The sequence below is a fragment of the Kribbella antibiotica genome (assembly GCF_004349055.1).
In the GTDB taxonomy this organism is placed as follows: Bacteria; Actinomycetota; Actinomycetes; order Propionibacteriales; family Kribbellaceae; genus Kribbella; species Kribbella antibiotica.
On the sequence record NZ_SMKX01000081.1, the window covers coordinates 1 to 15,256 of the forward strand.

Annotated in this window: 11 protein-coding genes; 4 read left to right on the plus strand and 7 right to left on the minus strand. The window is 67.6% G+C overall.

Translation table 11 applies throughout. The features are described from left to right. A partial coding sequence (locus E1263_RS24845) for a citrate synthase (RefSeq protein ID WP_132171419.1) occupies window positions 1-548 on the minus strand: 548 nt, incomplete at its 3' end. Window positions 549-621: 73 nt separating this feature from the next. Between E1263_RS24845 and E1263_RS24850 the strand changes: the two genes are divergently transcribed. Continuing rightward, window positions 622-1,776, plus strand: coding sequence for a citrate/2-methylcitrate synthase (locus E1263_RS24850; protein WP_132171421.1), 1,155 nt, complete (start codon window positions 622-624; stop codon window positions 1,774-1,776). On the opposite strand, the gene E1263_RS24855 is transcribed toward E1263_RS24850, so the two are convergent. After that, window positions 1,721-3,199 (minus strand): flavin-containing monooxygenase, encoded by a 1,479-nt coding sequence (locus E1263_RS24855; protein ID WP_132171423.1) that lies wholly within the window; start codon window positions 3,197-3,199, stop codon window positions 1,721-1,723. The genes E1263_RS24850 and E1263_RS24855 overlap by 56 nt on opposite strands. A gap of 141 nt (window positions 3,200-3,340) precedes the next feature. Here E1263_RS24855 and E1263_RS24860 point away from each other — a divergent pair, with 141 nt between their 5' ends. From E1263_RS24860 to E1263_RS24870, 3 genes are read left to right on the plus strand one after another with little or no spacing between them, the layout of a single operon-like run. Further along, window positions 3,341-3,712 carry a YciI family protein gene (locus E1263_RS24860; RefSeq protein ID WP_132171425.1) on the plus strand — a complete coding sequence of 124 codons (372 nt, stop codon included), beginning with the start codon at window positions 3,341-3,343 and terminating at the stop codon, window positions 3,710-3,712. Then, window positions 3,712-4,986, plus strand: coding sequence for an RNA polymerase sigma factor (locus E1263_RS24865; protein WP_132171427.1), 1,275 nt, complete (start codon window positions 3,712-3,714; stop codon window positions 4,984-4,986). Before E1263_RS24860 ends, E1263_RS24865 begins: the two co-directional genes overlap by 1 nt. A gap of 3 nt (window positions 4,987-4,989) precedes the next feature. Further along, window positions 4,990-5,781, plus strand: a complete 792-nt coding sequence (locus E1263_RS24870; protein ID WP_132171429.1) for a phosphotransferase family protein — start codon at window positions 4,990-4,992, stop codon at window positions 5,779-5,781. Here E1263_RS24870 and E1263_RS24875 read toward each other — a convergent pair. From E1263_RS24875 to treS, 5 genes are all read right to left on the minus strand, one after another. Next, window positions 5,774-6,649: an NUDIX hydrolase gene (locus tag E1263_RS24875; RefSeq protein ID WP_132171431.1), complete on the minus strand. Its 876-nt coding sequence runs from the start codon at window positions 6,647-6,649 to the stop codon at window positions 5,774-5,776. The genes E1263_RS24870 and E1263_RS24875 overlap by 8 nt on opposite strands. Window positions 6,650-6,659: 10 nt before the next feature. Further along, window positions 6,660-8,894 carry a 1,4-alpha-glucan branching protein GlgB gene (glgB, locus tag E1263_RS24880; protein ID WP_132171433.1) on the minus strand — a complete coding sequence of 745 codons (2,235 nt, stop codon included), beginning with the start codon at window positions 8,892-8,894 and terminating at the stop codon, window positions 6,660-6,662. A gap of 68 nt (window positions 8,895-8,962) precedes the next feature. Next, complete coding sequence (locus E1263_RS24885; protein ID WP_132171435.1) at window positions 8,963-11,881, minus strand: ATP-binding protein; 2,919 nt, start codon at window positions 11,879-11,881, stop codon at window positions 8,963-8,965. A 50-nt stretch (window positions 11,882-11,931) separates the two neighbouring features. Continuing rightward, window positions 11,932-13,353, minus strand: a complete 1,422-nt coding sequence (locus E1263_RS24890; protein ID WP_132171437.1) for a maltokinase N-terminal cap-like domain-containing protein — start codon at window positions 13,351-13,353, stop codon at window positions 11,932-11,934. Continuing rightward, window positions 13,350-15,047: a maltose alpha-D-glucosyltransferase gene (treS, locus tag E1263_RS24895; protein WP_238161521.1), complete on the minus strand. Its 1,698-nt coding sequence runs from the start codon at window positions 15,045-15,047 to the stop codon at window positions 13,350-13,352. Before treS ends, E1263_RS24890 begins: the two co-directional genes overlap by 4 nt. Between the last annotated feature and the right edge of the window lie 209 nt (window positions 15,048-15,256).

Consider the following 15,256-nt stretch of genomic DNA (forward strand, 5'->3'; position numbering starts at 1 on the left):
GGACCGGGGAGGGCGGTGATGAGGGTGCCTAGGAGGGTTCGGGCTGCCGCGGTGATGGAGGTGGGCTGGAGGTCGAAGCGGAGGGGGTCTGCGGCGCCCAGCGCGGCCACGGCGACGCGGAGCTGATCGGTACGGCGTGCTGTGGGCGGGAGGACGGCTATGGCGGCTCGGGCCAGGTCTACCGAGGGGTCGTGGACGGGGAACGGCGGTTGGTCGGTGAGCTCGCCGGTCCAGAGGAGGTGAGCGACCGACTCAAGTGTCCGCGTCGTGGCTAGGTCGGGGACGGAGCGGCCGCGGTAGTAGAGCTCGTCGCCGGTCTGGAGCGTCAGCGCAGACTCTGTCTCCTCCACTGCGCCGGAGTGGTCCACTGATCGGCTCGCCACGCGTTCGACATCAGCTGCGGCGAACAGGCTGCCGCGCTGGCCGCGTGCTCGCACGCTGGTCAGTAGACCGCGACTCACGTAGGCGTAGACCGTCTCCGGTTTTACCCGGAGCCGCCGCGCCACCTGGGCCGTCGTCAGGTAATCCTCGTCACCTTGTCCTGTCATCCCCGCTCCATCATGCACTCATGTTGACTGGATCAACATTGACAATACTTGATTGCCTATCAACCCTGAAGTCATGTCAACGACGATCAATGTTCCGCCCGGGCTCCGCAATGTCGTCGTCACCGAGACGACCCTCGGCGATGTCCGTGGTGACGAAGGCTTCTACCACTACCGCCAGTACTCGGCGATCGAGCTGGCCCGGTCGAAAAGCCTGGAGGACGTCTGGTTCCTGCTCTTCGAGGGCCGATTGCCCACCGAAGCCGAGCGCAACCAGTTCATCGCCGACCTGGCGCCGCTGCGGGTCCTGCCGGATGAAGTCCGGGCAGTGCTCCCCGCCATCGCCGCCGCCGGGCCTACATTCAACCCCCTGGCCGGCCTCCGAACGGCCCTTTCCCTCTTGGCGGCCACCAAGAATCTTCCGCCGCTGTGGGACGCGGACCCAGCGAGACGAAAAGCCGACGCGATGCTGGTCTGCGCGGTCACCCCGACCATCCTCGCCGCGCTCTACCGTCTCCGCGAAGGTCAGCAGCCGCTCGGTCCTCGCGGCGACCTGACCGCCGCCGCCAACTGGCTGTACCTGGTCACCGGCAAGGTGCCGACTGCAGTCGAAGCGACCGCCATTGAGCATTACTTGATCGCCACCGTCGATCATGGATTCAACGCGTCAACATTTACGGCTCGCGTCATCACCTCGACCGGCGCCGACCTGGTGGCGGCCGTCGCCGGAGCGATCGGCGCCTTCTCCGGCCCACTGCACGGCGGCGCCCCCGACCGTGCCCTGGCCAGCCTCGACGAGATCGGTACGCCGGACCGCATCGACGACTGGGTTCGCGCCAAGGTCGAGGCCGGCGACCGCATCATGGGCTTCGGGCACGCCGTCTACCGCACCGACGATCCCCGCTCACTCATGCTGCGCGACATCGCCCGCGGGCCGCTCAGCCAAGGTCCGGGCGGCGACTTGGTCGACTTCGCAACGACAGTCGAGCAGCGCATCGTCGACGTACTGGCCGAGCTCAAGCCCGGCCGCAACCTGTACGCCAATGTCGAGTTCTATGCAGGTGTCGTGATGGAGCTCTGCGGTCTCCCGCGCGCCATGTTCACGCCGACGTTCGCCGTCAGCCGGGTCATCGGCTGGTCGGCGAACATCCTCGAACAGGCCGCCGACCCGAAGATCATCCGCCCGAGTGCGCAGTACGTCGGCCCGCCGCCGCCTGCTCGCGTCGAGTGAACTTCAGTACGCCGTCCTCGATCGAACCGAACCGGAAGGTGAACAGGTCGCGGGGGTAGTTCTGCCGCAACCGCCAGGGACCGTTCGGGCCCTGGCGGGGCAGGATGGCGGCGGCTCGCTGGATGTACCCCGAGGAGAGGTCGACCACGGGCCGGCGCGGAGCGTCGTACTCGGCGGGTTCGATCTCGGGCAGGCAGATGTCGGTGCCGGTCGCGCGCAGGTGATTGAGCAGGCGGGCGACGAACTGCGAGCTCAGGTCGGAGCGCAGGGTCCACGAGTTGTTGGTGTAGCCGACGCACCAGGCCAGGTTCGGTACGCCGCTCAGCATCATCCCCTTGTAGACAAAGGTCTCGCTGACGGGGACCGGCCGGCCGTCGACGGTCAGCTCAATCTTGCCCAGGGCAACCATTCGCAGCCCGGTCGCCGTCACCACGATGTCGGCTTCCAGTTCCTCGCCGGACTTCAGCAGCAGCCCGGTCGGCGTGAACCGCGAGATCTCGTCGGTGACCACCGAAGCGGTCCCGTTGCGCAGCGCCCGGAACAGGTCGGAGTCCGGCACGAGACAAAGCCGCTGGTCCCACGGCTTGTACTTCGGGATGAAGTGCGGGTCGGCGGGGATCGAGTCGGGCAACTGCTTGGCGGCCATCCGGTTGAGCAGCCAGGCGGCATGGGAGGGGAACTTGCGGAACGCGTTGTAGGTCAGCGTGCTTGTCACGATGTTCTTCGTCCGGACCACGCGATGTGCGAGCTTCTCCGGCAGTACTCCACGGAGGCGATCGGCGAACGCGTCGGCAGCGGGCCGGGAGGCGATATAGCTCGGCGTGCGCTGGAGCATCGTTACGTGCTCCGCCGTACCGGCCATTGCGGGGACGAGCGTGACGGCGGTCGCGCCGCTGCCCACGATCACGACGCGCTTACCTGCGTAATCCAGATCCTCAGGCCAGTGCTGCGGATGGATCACCGTGCCCCCGAACGACTCCTTGCCCGGGAAGTCGACGACGTACCCCTGGTCGTAGTCGTAGTACCCGCTGCAGGTGTAGATGAAGGAGCACGTGTACGACGAGTCGTTCGTCTCGACCGTCCATTGCGCGGTCTCGGATGACCAGGAAGCGCGCAGCACCTTCTGCCCGAACCGGATGTGCTTGTCGATCCCGTACGTCGATGCTGTCTCGTTCACGTACTCGCGGATATCGGTGCCGTCCGCGATCGCCTTGCCCGCCCACGAATGGAACGGGAAGCCGAGGGTGAACATGTCCGAGTCCGACCGGATCCCCGGGTAGCGGAACAGGTCCCACGTCCCGCCGATCGCGTCCCGGGCCTCGAGGATCGCGTACGACCGGTCCGGGCTCTGGGTCTGCAGCCGGTAGCCCGCGCCGATCCCGGACAGGCCGGCGCCGACGATCAGGACGTCGAAGTGCTCCATACGTTCCTCCTGGGGCGGAAGGCTTGTTGAGTGACTACTCAACAGTAGCGCGAAAACTGCCGAAACGGTGTTGTCGATTCCGTTCTGCGCCGATCGTCAGCAAGATGACCAGTAGCAAGCCCGACATCAAGGGAGCCCGAGATGGCGCAGTACATGTTCCTCCTCTTCGACAGCGAGGAGTGGTACGACAACATCACCGCAGAGGAGTGGCAGTCGACGATGAAGCTGCACACCGCCTTCGCGGAGGCGGTTGAAGCAGCCGGCGCAGCAATCGTCGGCGGCGCGGCGCTGGAGCGGTCCACCACGGCGAGCACCGTGAAGCAGTGCGAGGGGGCGGAGCCGCTGGTGACCGACGGCCCGTTCATCGAGACCAAAGAGGCCCTCGGCGGCTTCTATCTCGTCGAGGCTCGTGATCTGGACCAGGCGCTGGAGCTGGCCAAGCTCTGCCCGTCCGGCAACATCGAGGTCCGTCCCGTGATGGACACCTCCGAAGAAGCCGCACCACAAGCCTGATGTACGACGCCGTGCAGCGACCGTCCGGGGGAGCAGACCCCCGGGCGGTCGCTGCTGCGGTTGACCGGGCGCATCGGGAGAGTTGGTCGACCGTGCTCGCGTCGGTCGTGCGGCTGACTCGCGACCTGGACCTCGCCGAGGACTGCACGCAGGACGCCTTCGTTCAGGCGTTGCGAACCTGGCCGGACGAGATCCCGGCCAACCCCGGCGGCTGGCTGACCACGGTCGCGCGGCGGCTGGCCCTCGACCGCCTGCGACGCGAGACCACGCTCCGGCGGAAACTGCCGCTGCTCATCGAGGAGCCGGGCGAGGTTGAGCAGCCCACCGACCCGCTCCGGCTCGTGTTCACCTGCTGCCACCCGGCGCTGGCGCAGGAATCCCAGGTTGCGCTGACCCTCCGCCTGATCTGCGGTCTGACCACTCGCGAGGTAGCCGCCGGCTTGCTGATCAGCGAGCCGACCGCCGCCGCACGCATCACCCGCGCCAAGAAGAAGATCGCGGCGGCGGGAATCCCGTACCGGATCCCGGCCGACAATGAGCTGCCGACGCGGCTGGACGCCGTACTGACTGTGGTTCACCTGGTCTACACGGCAGGCCATGTCGCCGCCGGTCCCGAGTTGACCCGCTCCGATCTGACCAGCCGCGCGGTCGAACTAGCGCGGCTCCTTGTCCGCCTCATGCCGACCGAGACCGAGCCTGAGGCGCTGCTCGCGCTGCTCCTGATGACCGAGGCCCGCGGCGATGCCCGCCTGAGCGCCGACGGCGAACTGGTCCTCCTCGCCGACCAAGACCGCTCCCGCTGGGACGTGAAAATGCTGGCCGAAGGGGTCTCGCGGGCAACCTCGGCGCTGTTGCGCGGCCACGGCCGGTTCGCCCTACAGGCCGCCGTGGCCGGCTTGCACGTAACCGCACCGTCGTGGGAACGAACCGACTGGCGGCAGGTCGTCCGCATGTACGACGCCATGATGGTCAGCTGGCCGACCCCGATCGTCGCCCTCAACCGGGCAGCCGCCCACAGCCTGGTCCCCGGCGCGGACCTGATCGAGGTCCTCGCCGAACTAGATGCCCTAAGCAACGAGCCCGCCCTCCGCGAGTACGCCTACCTCCCCGCCACCCGCGCCGACGTACTGGCCCGCCTAGGCCGCTCAGCCGAAGCCGCCGCAGCCTACGAACAAGCCATGCCCCTGACCGCCAACGAAGCCGAATGCCGCTTCCTCGCCCGGCGGCGCCGAGCCCTTGAGCGCGGGTCAGTCACGGATCCGGCCGGAAAATGACTGATGGGTGCTCAAGGGTGGGTCCGCAAGGAATGGTTCGAGCGGCGTCCCGACGACGTCCGGTTGATGCAAGCCTTCCTCGACGAGATCCCCGAGCTGCCGGTCCGGACACCGCGAATCCGGGAGATCGGGGCCGCTGGCAGCGGCTTGGCCGTCAGCATCGAGGACAAGCTCACCGGTACGCCGCTCCCATCGGCCGACGTTGCCGAGAACGACGCCTTGGATGCCTTCGTCGCCGTGGTGGAAGCACTCGGTACGACGACCGCCGGGCCGGCGAGCAAGGCGTTGTTCGTGCTGAACGAACCGTTCTGGCTTCCCGGACTCTCCTGGGGCGAATCGTTCGCCGCTCTGGTCCGGCGTCGCGCCGAGGCGTCGTACCGGCATTTCGAGCGTGATGTCACGGACTTTCCGGCGCTGCTCGACAGCGTCACCCGGCGGCTGGCGTCCATCGAGCTGGAGAAGCTGAGCATCGTCCACGGTGACGTCTGCCCGCCGAACCTGCTGATGGACGGTCCGCGCCCGGCCGCCCTGCTCGACTGGGGTTTCTACTCGATGGCAGGCGACAACACCCTCGATGCCGCGCTCGCCGCCGGGTTCTTCGACATGTACGGCCCCGACGCGCGACGGCTGGACACCTTGCTGCTCAAGCGGTTCGAGGCGCTCGGCCACGACCGCGAGCGGATGTACCTCTACCGCCAGGCCTACGCGATCACCACCGCCACGATCTACGACGCCGAAGCCGGCGACGGCCACTATGCGTGGTGCGTTGCCGACCTCAACCGCTTGCCTAGGTGATCGGCGAGCCGTTGCTGAGGTTGTGAAGCTGGTCCGGCTTGGCGAGGACCAGCGGGAGGCGGCGGGCGTTCAGTGGCGAGACCAGGCCGGCGAGGGCGTCAGGGGAGTGCCAGGCGAGGGTGAGGATCTCGTGGCCGTCGGGGTGCAGGGTTTCGAGGAGCGACGGGTCGTGGACGCCGCCGTCGTACAGGATTTCTACGGCGTCGCCCCAGCCTTCCCAGCGGGGGAGCCAGTCGATGGCCAGGACGCCGAGGAGGGGGAGGGCGGTGCCCAGCTCCTCTTCCATCTCGCGGGAGGCGCCGGTGGCGGGGTCCTCATCGGGCTCGACGACGCCGCCGGGGAGTTCGAGGTCTTGTTTGTAGCTGACCTGGCAGAGCAGGACGCGGCCGGAGGTGTCCCGTACGACGACGTGCGCGATCACGCGCTTTTTCGGCAGCGTGGAGTCCATCAGGGTGGTCCAGCCGAGGACCGAGTCGGGGCGCGGGTCGTCGCTGCGCATGCCGTAGACGATCACGTCGCGGCGCTCACCCTCGACGAGGGCCGCGCCGCGCAGGACGCCCTCGCGGCGGAAGCCGGCGCGGATCGCGACCCGCATGGACGACTGCAGTGCGGGATCCACCTCGATCTGCAAGCGGTCGAAACCGAGCTCCTTGAAGGCATACTCGGACACCAATCGGACGCTTGGCGTCGCGACTCCGATACCGCCGTCCAGCGCCCACACGACCAGGCCGGCGCCGGGCGAGGTCCGCCGTACCTCCACTGTGCCGAGCGGGCTTCCGTTCTCGACTTCGAAGGTCACCACCTGCTGGTCCTGTGCAGACAGGTGCAGCGTCAGGTCACCATCGGTCAGCGGTTGTACGGCGGTCACTCCACGAACGCTACCCGTCGTACCGCAAGTACACGGTGGCGAGGGGCGGAACGGACAGCTCGGTGCTCGTCGCCATCCCGTGCCACTCCGGGCCGTCGGCCTGGACGGCGCCGAGGTTGCCGACGCCGGAACCACCGTAGTTGCCGGAGTCGGTGTTGATCACCTCGGACCAGGTACCGGTGTACGGGAGGCCGAGGCGGTAGCCGTGGTGCGGGAGCGCGGAGAAGTTCGCGATACAGGCGACCGTCGGCTCACCCTCGTCGCCGAAGCGGACGAACGAGAACACGTTGTTGGCGGCATCGTTGGCATCGATCCAGCTGAACTTCTCGGCCGCGTGATCGGTCCGCCACAGGGCCGGCGTACCGGTGTAGACGCCGTTCAGGTCGCGGACGAGCTGCTGCAGACCGCGGTGGTTCTCGTGGTCCAGCAGCCACCAGTCGAGCTCGCCCTTCTCGGACCACTCCGACTCCTGGCCGAACTCGCAGCCCATGAACAGCAGCTGCTTGCCCGGGTGCGCCCACATCATTGCCAGGTACGCGCGGAGGTTCGCCAACTGCTGCCAGCGGTCGCCCGGCATCTTGCGCAGCAGCGAACCCTTGCCGTGCACGACCTCGTCATGCGACAGCGGGAGGACGAAGTTCTCCGAGTAGGCGTACATCATCGAGAACGTCAGCTCGTGGTGGTGGTACTGACGGTGGACCGGCTCGTGCTCCAGGTAGCGGAGCGAGTCGTTCATCCAGCCCATGTTCCACTTGAAGCCGAACCCGAGCCCGCCGAGGTGGGTGTCGCGGGTGACACCGGGCCACGACGTCGACTCCTCGGCGACCGTGATCACACCGGGCACGCGCTTGTAGAGGGTCGCGTTCATCTCCTGCAGGAACGACACCGCCTCGAGGTTCTCGCGGCCGCCGTACTGGTTGGGGACCCACTGGCCCTCGGCGCGCGAGTAGTCCAGGTAGAGCATCGAGGCGACCGCGTCGACGCGCAGGCCGTCGATGTGGAACTCCTCGGCCCAGTAGATCGCGTTCGCGACCAGGAAGTTGCGCACCTGCGGGCGGCCGAAGTCGAAGACCAGCGTGCCCCAGTCGGGCTGCTCGCCGCGTCGCGGATCCGGGTGCTCGTACAGAGGCGTCCCGTCGAAGCGGGCCAGTGCCCACGCGTCCTTCGGGAAGTGCGCCGGCACCCAGTCCACCAGTACGCCGATGCCTGCCGCGTGCAGCTTGTCGACCAGGAACCGGAAGTCGTCGGGGTTGCCGAAGCGCGACGTCGGCGCGAAGTACGACGTCACCTGGTAACCCCAGGAACCGCCGAACGGGTGCTCCATCACCGGCATCAGCTCGACGTGGGTGAAGCCCATGTCCTTGACGTAGGCAACGAGTTCGTCGGCGAGCTCGCGGTAGCTCTTGCCCTTGCGCCAGGACCCGAGGTGCACCTCGTAGACGCTCATCGGCTCGGCGTAGGCCTGGGTCGCGGCGCGCTTGTCCAGCCAGGCCGCGTCCTCCCACTCGTAGGTCGACTCGTGGACGACGGACGCGTTGGCCGGCGGAATCTCGGCGTAGTTCGCCATCGGGTCGGCCTTCTGCCGCCAGACCCCGTCCCGGCCGCAGATGTCGAACTTGTAGCGCGTGCCGGAGCCGATGCCCGGCACGAAGATCTCCCACACGCCGGACCCGCCCAGCGAACGCAGCGGATGCGCGCGGCCGTCCCAGAAGTTGAAGTCGGCGGTCAGCCGAATGCCTTGCGCGTTGGGCGCCCACACCGCGAACGATGTCCCGGTCACGGCGCCCGTCGGGCCGTCGTACCGGCGAACGTGCGCACCGAGCACGGTCCACAGCTGCTCATGCCGGCCTTCGCCGATCAGATGCAGGTCGACCTCGCCGAGCGACGGCAGGTAACGGTAGGGATCATCGACCTCGACCGAAGGACCATCGGTGTAGCTGACCTCGAGCCGATAGTCCGGCACCTTGTCGGTCGCCAGTACGCCGACCCAGATGCCGTCGTGCTCGTGGCGGAGCGGCAGCTTCTTCCCGTCGTACAGGACCGTCACGCCGCTCGCGAACGGACGCAGCACCCGCACGGTGACCCCGAAGTCGCCGAGATGCGGCCCGAGAACCTGATGAGGATCGTGGAACGTCCCACCGACCACCCGCTCCAAGACGGTCCGATCCACCGAAACCGCTGTCACCACAGGCTCTTCGACCGGTACCACCGGCTGCTCCATGGCTTCGCTCTCACTCGATCCCATGCACCCATCCTGCCCGATCGCGAACCCGTCCGATGCACCCCGTACCCGACGAGTCTGGAGCTACACCTTCATGTGACCAAAGCCGCGCGGACTTCGGTGAGGCGGGTGGCGTAGCGGGGCCATCCGAAACCGGTGCGGGTGTAGGCGGTGGTGGTGTCGGTGACGAGGGTTGTGGCGCGGGTGCGGTCGCCTTGGGCCAGGGCTAAAGCGGCGGCTACAGCGCAGGCGGCCAGCCAAGAAGTGCTGTGCGAGGGGGCTTCGGCGAAGACGGCGTCGAGGAGAGCTGCGGCTTCGTCGAGCTCGCCTTGACGGACCAGTACGTCGGCCAGGTCGATGTAGGCGTGGCTGACACCACTGTCGTCGGCCAGGGCGTATTCGACGGCGGATCGGAGGTATTTCTCGGCTTCGTCGAGGTCGTGGCGGGCGATGGCGGCCAGGCCGCGGATGACTTCGTTCAGCGGGAGGATCTGGCGGTCGTCGAGGCGACGGGCGTAGTGGTCGGACTCGGTGGCTGCTGCGAGGGCTTCGTCCCAGCGTTCCAGGCCGACCAGAGCACCTGCGAGGTTGCTGAGGCCGCGCGACAGGCCGTGCTCGTCGCCGAACTCGCGGTCGGCGACGATGCAGGTTTCGTAGCACTCGAGCGCGCGCTCGGACTGACCGACGTATGTGTAGAGCGTGCCGAGGGCATCGGTGAACGCGGACAGGCGGCGCTCGTGCTCCGAGGAGGAACGAGCGAGGGCTTGGCCGGTGAGGAGTGGGGTGAACGCGTCGAGGAGGTGGCCGCGCTCGATCTCGACGATGCTGCGGTAGTACAGCGCGGTCAGCGTCAACGTGTCGTCGTCCTGGAGCGGCGCGAGGCGCTCGGCCTCGGTCAGCAGCTCCGCGGCGTGGTCGAACTGTCCGCGCATCGTCAACACGAAGCCGTGGTTGCACAACGCGGTCAGCCGCTCGGACGTCGTCGCACCCGGTGCATCGGTCAAGGCGTCGAAGTGCCGCGCGGCCTCGGCGTACCAGCCACGGATGAGCCACGGCGTGTGCATCGCGAGCGCGAGGCGCAGCCCACCTGCTGCCCGCTCCGTCCCGGGCGCGCGATCAAGGATGTCGAGAAGGTTCGACCACTCGGCGAAGACTTCGTTGACGGCCTCGGCGTTGGCGAAGTCGTCGCTGTTCTGGCCGGTGGCCTGGACGTAGCTCAGCCCCCAGTCCAGCTCGGCGCTCCGCGCGGTCTCAGTCTCGCCCGCCTCATCGAGTTTGCTCAGCGCGTAGTCCCGCACTGTCTCCAGCAAACGGAAGCGACGCCCGTTCACCGCTTCGACCGTCAGCAGACTCCGGTCCGCGAGTTCGGTCAGCGCCGGCGCGACATCGCGCGGGTTCAGCGCGACCTGCTCAGCGGCCTCCAACGTGAAACCACCGGCGAAGACCGCAACCCGACGCAGTACGGCGCGTTCCGCATCACCGAGCAGTTGATGACTCCAGTCCAGCGCGGCGACCAGACTCGCATGACGCGCCTGCGAATCCCGACTGCCCGCCACGAGCAACCGCATCCGATCCGCCAGGCGCTTCGCCAATTGGGGGACAGTCAGCGTGCGGGTGAGACCGGCGGCCAGCTCGATCCCGAGCGGGAACCGGTCGACCGCCGTGCAGATTGCTGCGACCTGCTCGGGGTCGGCGCCTTGAGCATCGATCGCGCAGCGCTCGGTGAACAGTCGGGCGGCCGCGAGCGCATCCAGCGGACGCATCGGCCGAATCTCTTCGGCCTCCAGCTGCAACGGTCGCTGCGAGGTCACGAGGACGGTGAGGCTTGGCGCCCGTCGTACCAGCGCGGCCACGATGTCGGCGACCTGCTCAACCACATGCTCGGCGTTGTCGACCACCAGCACCGAGCCGTCCAGAGCCGCGGCCGCAGCGCCGATCGGATCACTCCCGCCGGCGTCCTCACCCGAAATCGCTTCCAGTACGGCGGTTTCCCGCTGCAACGGCGCCAGCTCGACCAGCCGGACCGGCCGATTGGTCACCCTGCGAGCCGCCTCGAACGACAACCGGGACTTGCCGCTTCCGGGCCCACCGGTCAACGTGATCACGCCAGGTCGAGTGATCCGCTGGGTCAGCCAGGCCAGCTCGTCCTGCCGGCCGACGAAGCTCGTCAGCGGCGACGCGAGGTCGGCGACCGGGCCGGCCGGAGCGGCGCCATGCCGGGTGGCCGAGCTCAGCGCCGGTGATTCAGATGCCGTAGGCAACAAAATTGGGTCCTGCCGGAGCAGCCGCAACTCCATCGCCGCGGTATCCGGCACCGGGTCGACGCCGAGCTCGTCGGCCAACCGGTTGCGCAGCTTCGCCATCCGGCTCAGCGCATCCGCCTGGCGACCGGTCCGGTAGAGCGCGAGCGCCAGCAGGCACCACAAGCGTTCGTGCAATGGGTTCTCCGCGGCCAGCGCCTCGAGCTCACGAGCCGCCTCGGCCGCGTGGCCGAGTGACAGCTCCGCATCGAGCAACTCCACCTGCAGAGTCAGCTTCCACGCATCCAGTTGCTCGCCCTCGGCAACGGCGTACGGGATCGTGCGCAGGTCAGCGAGCGACGGCCCGCGCCACAGCGCAAGCGCCGCCTGTGCAGCCGTTTTGACTGCAAGCTGATCACCAGCCCGTACGGCGGCATGCATCCTTTCGGCGGCTAACCGGGCCTGGCTGAGGTCGCTTAACTCTGCGGCTAGTGCGTAGCCGCCGTTCGAGCGAGTCAGTAACTGTGGAGAGCCGATCGCCGCGCGGAGCCGGGAGGCGAGCACCCGCAGTCGCTCGGTCGGGCGGGCCAGCTCGACATCACCCCAGAGGTCCGCCGCCAGCCGATGATCGGGCACTGGCGTGCCCCCAGCAAGTGCGAGCCGGACCAGCAACGCCCGCTCCAGCGGGCGATCGACAGCGACAGCTCTGCCCCCGAGCCGCACGGCCAGTGGCCCGAGCACGAGCACCGCCAGCGGTGGAGCGGGGGACATACCGGCAAGTATTGCAGTGGCGGGGCCCCCACGCTCAGTAATTCCCAGCTTTAGTGTTCGACCCCGGCCAGCTGCGCGGCCGCAGCCAGCGGGATGCGCAACCAGGTCGGTCGATTGCGCGCTTCGTAGAGCACTTCGTAGATCAGCTTGTCGGCCAGGAACGCGTCCAGCAACGCGGAATGCTCGCGCGGATCGCTCTCCGCGACCTCGGCATAGCCGTCACAGAACGCTTGCTGGTTGCGGCTCGCCCACTCCGCTGCCCGGTACGCAATCTGCTGATCACCTTCGTGATCGGTCAGGAACAGCGACCGCGCCGCATAGTCGAAGGACCGCAGCATCCCCGCGATGTCCTTCACCGGGGTGTCCAGCGCGCGCCGCTCGACGAGCGACTTGGCCGGCTCACCCTCGAAGTCGATCAGCTTCCAGCCGTCGATCGTGCGCAGCACCTGGCCGAGGTGGAAGTCACCGTGGATGCGCTGCACCAGCACCGGCTGGTCGGCCGCTGCGAGATTGTCGAACGCGCGACCCAAACCTTCGGCGTACGGCGCGAGGTCGGGAACCGCGGCGACCGCGGCGCTCAGCCGGCGATGCATCGACGCGGCGTGCTCGACGAGTTTGGTCTGCTCCCAGACATCCGTACCGAGCGCCTTCGCCAGCTCCGCATGGACTTGCGCCGTGCTGGCGCCGAGCCGATGCGATTCGCCCGCGAAGTCACCGCCGACCTCGGCTGCGTGCAGGTCGGCCTCGGCGTACAGGTCACGCACCGACGAGGTCGCGAACGACCAGCCGTCGGTGGCGTTCTTCTGGAAGGCCGTCATCATGGCCAGCTCACCGCTGTCGATGCCACCGCCGGCCCGCGGCCAACTGCCGCGCGCCGAACCGAGCACCTCCGGGACCAGCTCGGACCCGGACTCGGTGAGCGCCGACTCGATCTCGACGCCCGGATTGCTCCCGGGCTCGAGCCGGCGGAACACCTTCAGCAGCGCCACATCGCCGTACACGAGCGAGGTGTTCGACTGCTCGACGGTCAGCACCAAGGACTGCGCGTCCTCCGGCACCTCCGTCCCACCCTCCGGTGCGTGCACCGGGTGGAACTCCAGCCCGTCCAGCCGGCGGCCATGGGTGATGCCGTCCAGCCAGTACGGCGTGGCTTCCTTGTCGTGCAAGGCGTCGTACACCCACACCCGGGTGTCGTCGAGATCCAGCTCGGCCCAGTCGCCGATCAGCGCGTGGCCCAGGTGATCAACCGGGGCCTGGTGATAGCTGAGCGGCAGCTGGTACACCCGGATCGGGATATCCGATCCGGGCGGACCCGAACAATAGACGAACCCGATCCGGACCGCAGGCCAGACGCCCTCGTCCGACAACCACGCCGAAGTGGCGATGGCATCGACGACGACGTCGTGTCCCTTCTCCCCGAACCATCGCTGGCCCGCACAGAAGGACTGGACCTGGTCCAGATGGGAAGTCACGAAATGCTCTCCTCGTGGTCGGCCGGCTTGGGCAGCCGGAACCAGTAGAAACCGTGCGCGCCGAGCGTCAAAAGGTAGGGCAACTCACCGATCGCAGGGAAGTGCACCCCGCCGAGCAGCTCGACCGGTTCGACGCCTTCCCACTGCCGAAGATCCAGCTCGATCGGCTGCGGGAAGCGCGACAGGTTGTTCACGCACAGCACGACGTCGTCGCCGAACTCGCGAATGTACGACAGGACGCTCGGGTTCGAGCCGCCCAGGTCGGTGAAGGTACCCATCCCGAAACAGGGGTGCTGCTTGCGGGTCTGGATCATCCGCCGGGTCCAGTGCAGCAGCGACGAGGCGTTCTCCATCTCGGCCTCGACGTTCACCGCCTGGTAGCCGTAGACCGGGTCCATGATGACCGGCAGGCTGAGCTTGCCCGGGGTCGCGGTCGAGAACGACGCGTTGCGGTCCGGGGACCACTGCATCGGGGTCCGGACGCCGTCGCGGTCACCCAGCCAGATGTTGTCGCCCATGCCGATCTCGTCGCCGTAGTACAGGATCGGTGATCCCGGCAACGACAGCAGCATCGCCGTGAACAACTCCATCTTGTTGGTGTCGTTGTCCAGCAGCGGCGCGAGGCGGCGGCGGATGCCGATGTTCGCCTTCATCCGCGGGTCCTGCGCGTACTCGGACCACATGTAGTCGCGGTCCTCGTCGGTCACCATCTCGAGCGTCAGTTCGTCGTGGTTCCGCAGGAAGATGCCCCATTGGCAGGTGTCCGGAATCGCCGGGGTCTGCGCCAGGATCTCCGAGATCGGGAACCGCGACTCACGCCGCACCCCCATGAAGATCCGCGGCATCACCGGGAAGTGGAACGCCATCTGGCATTCGTCACCCCCGGAGTCGCGGTCACCGAAGTAGTCGACCACGTCGGCCGGCCACTGGTTGGCCTCGCAGAGCAGGATCCGGTCCTCGTAGTTCGCGTCGACCTCTTTGCGGACCCGCTTCAGGAACTCGTGGGTCCGCGGCAGGTTCTCGCAGTTGGTGCCGTTCTCCTCGAACAGATACGGCACCGCGTCGAGCCGGAAACCGTCGATCCCCATGTCGAGCCAGAACTTCAGCGCCTCGAGCATCGCGTCGCCGACGGCCGGGTTCTCGAAGTTGAGGTCGGGCTGGCTGGAGTAGAACCGGTGCCAGAAGTACTGGCCCCGGACCGGGTCCCAGGTCCAGTTCGACTGCTCGCTGTCCACGAAGATGATCCGCGCGTCGGGGTACGGCTCGTCGGTGTCCGACCAGACGTAGAAGTCGCCGTACGGGCCGTCGGGGTTCTTGCGCGACTCCTGGAACCAGGGGTGCGCGTCCGAGGTGTGGTTCATCACGAAGTCGACGATGACCCGCATCCCGCGCGAGTGCGCCGCTTCCATGAACGCGGCGAAGTCCTGGATCGTGCCGACCTCCGGCATCACGCCGGTGTAGTCGGAGATGTCGTAACCGCCGTCGCGCAACGGTGACGGATAGAACGGCGGCAGCCACAGGCAGTCCACGCCGAGCCACTCGAGATAATCGAGTTTCTCGGTCAGGCCTTGCAGGTCGCCGATGCCGTCGGCGTTCGAATCCTTGAACGACCGCACCAGGACCTCGTAGAAGACAGCCCGCTTGAACCACAGCGGATCCTTCTTCGTCAGTCCGTGGTGCTGCTCCGGCAGCATGTCGGTCACGCTCACCTCCATCGGGAGTGTTGTGGGTGGGCCCGCTCCAGCCATGCACACTCCCCGTACCCCGAACCAGGTCCGATCAAAAGGAGGCATTACATGGACCGGCCGAGCCCGGTGATGTGGTGACGCCGCGCGAGTGACGGTTCCGCGAGTGCGTTGCGCTTAGTCTGACGGCCCTTTGCCAGTACAAGCAAACCAACCCG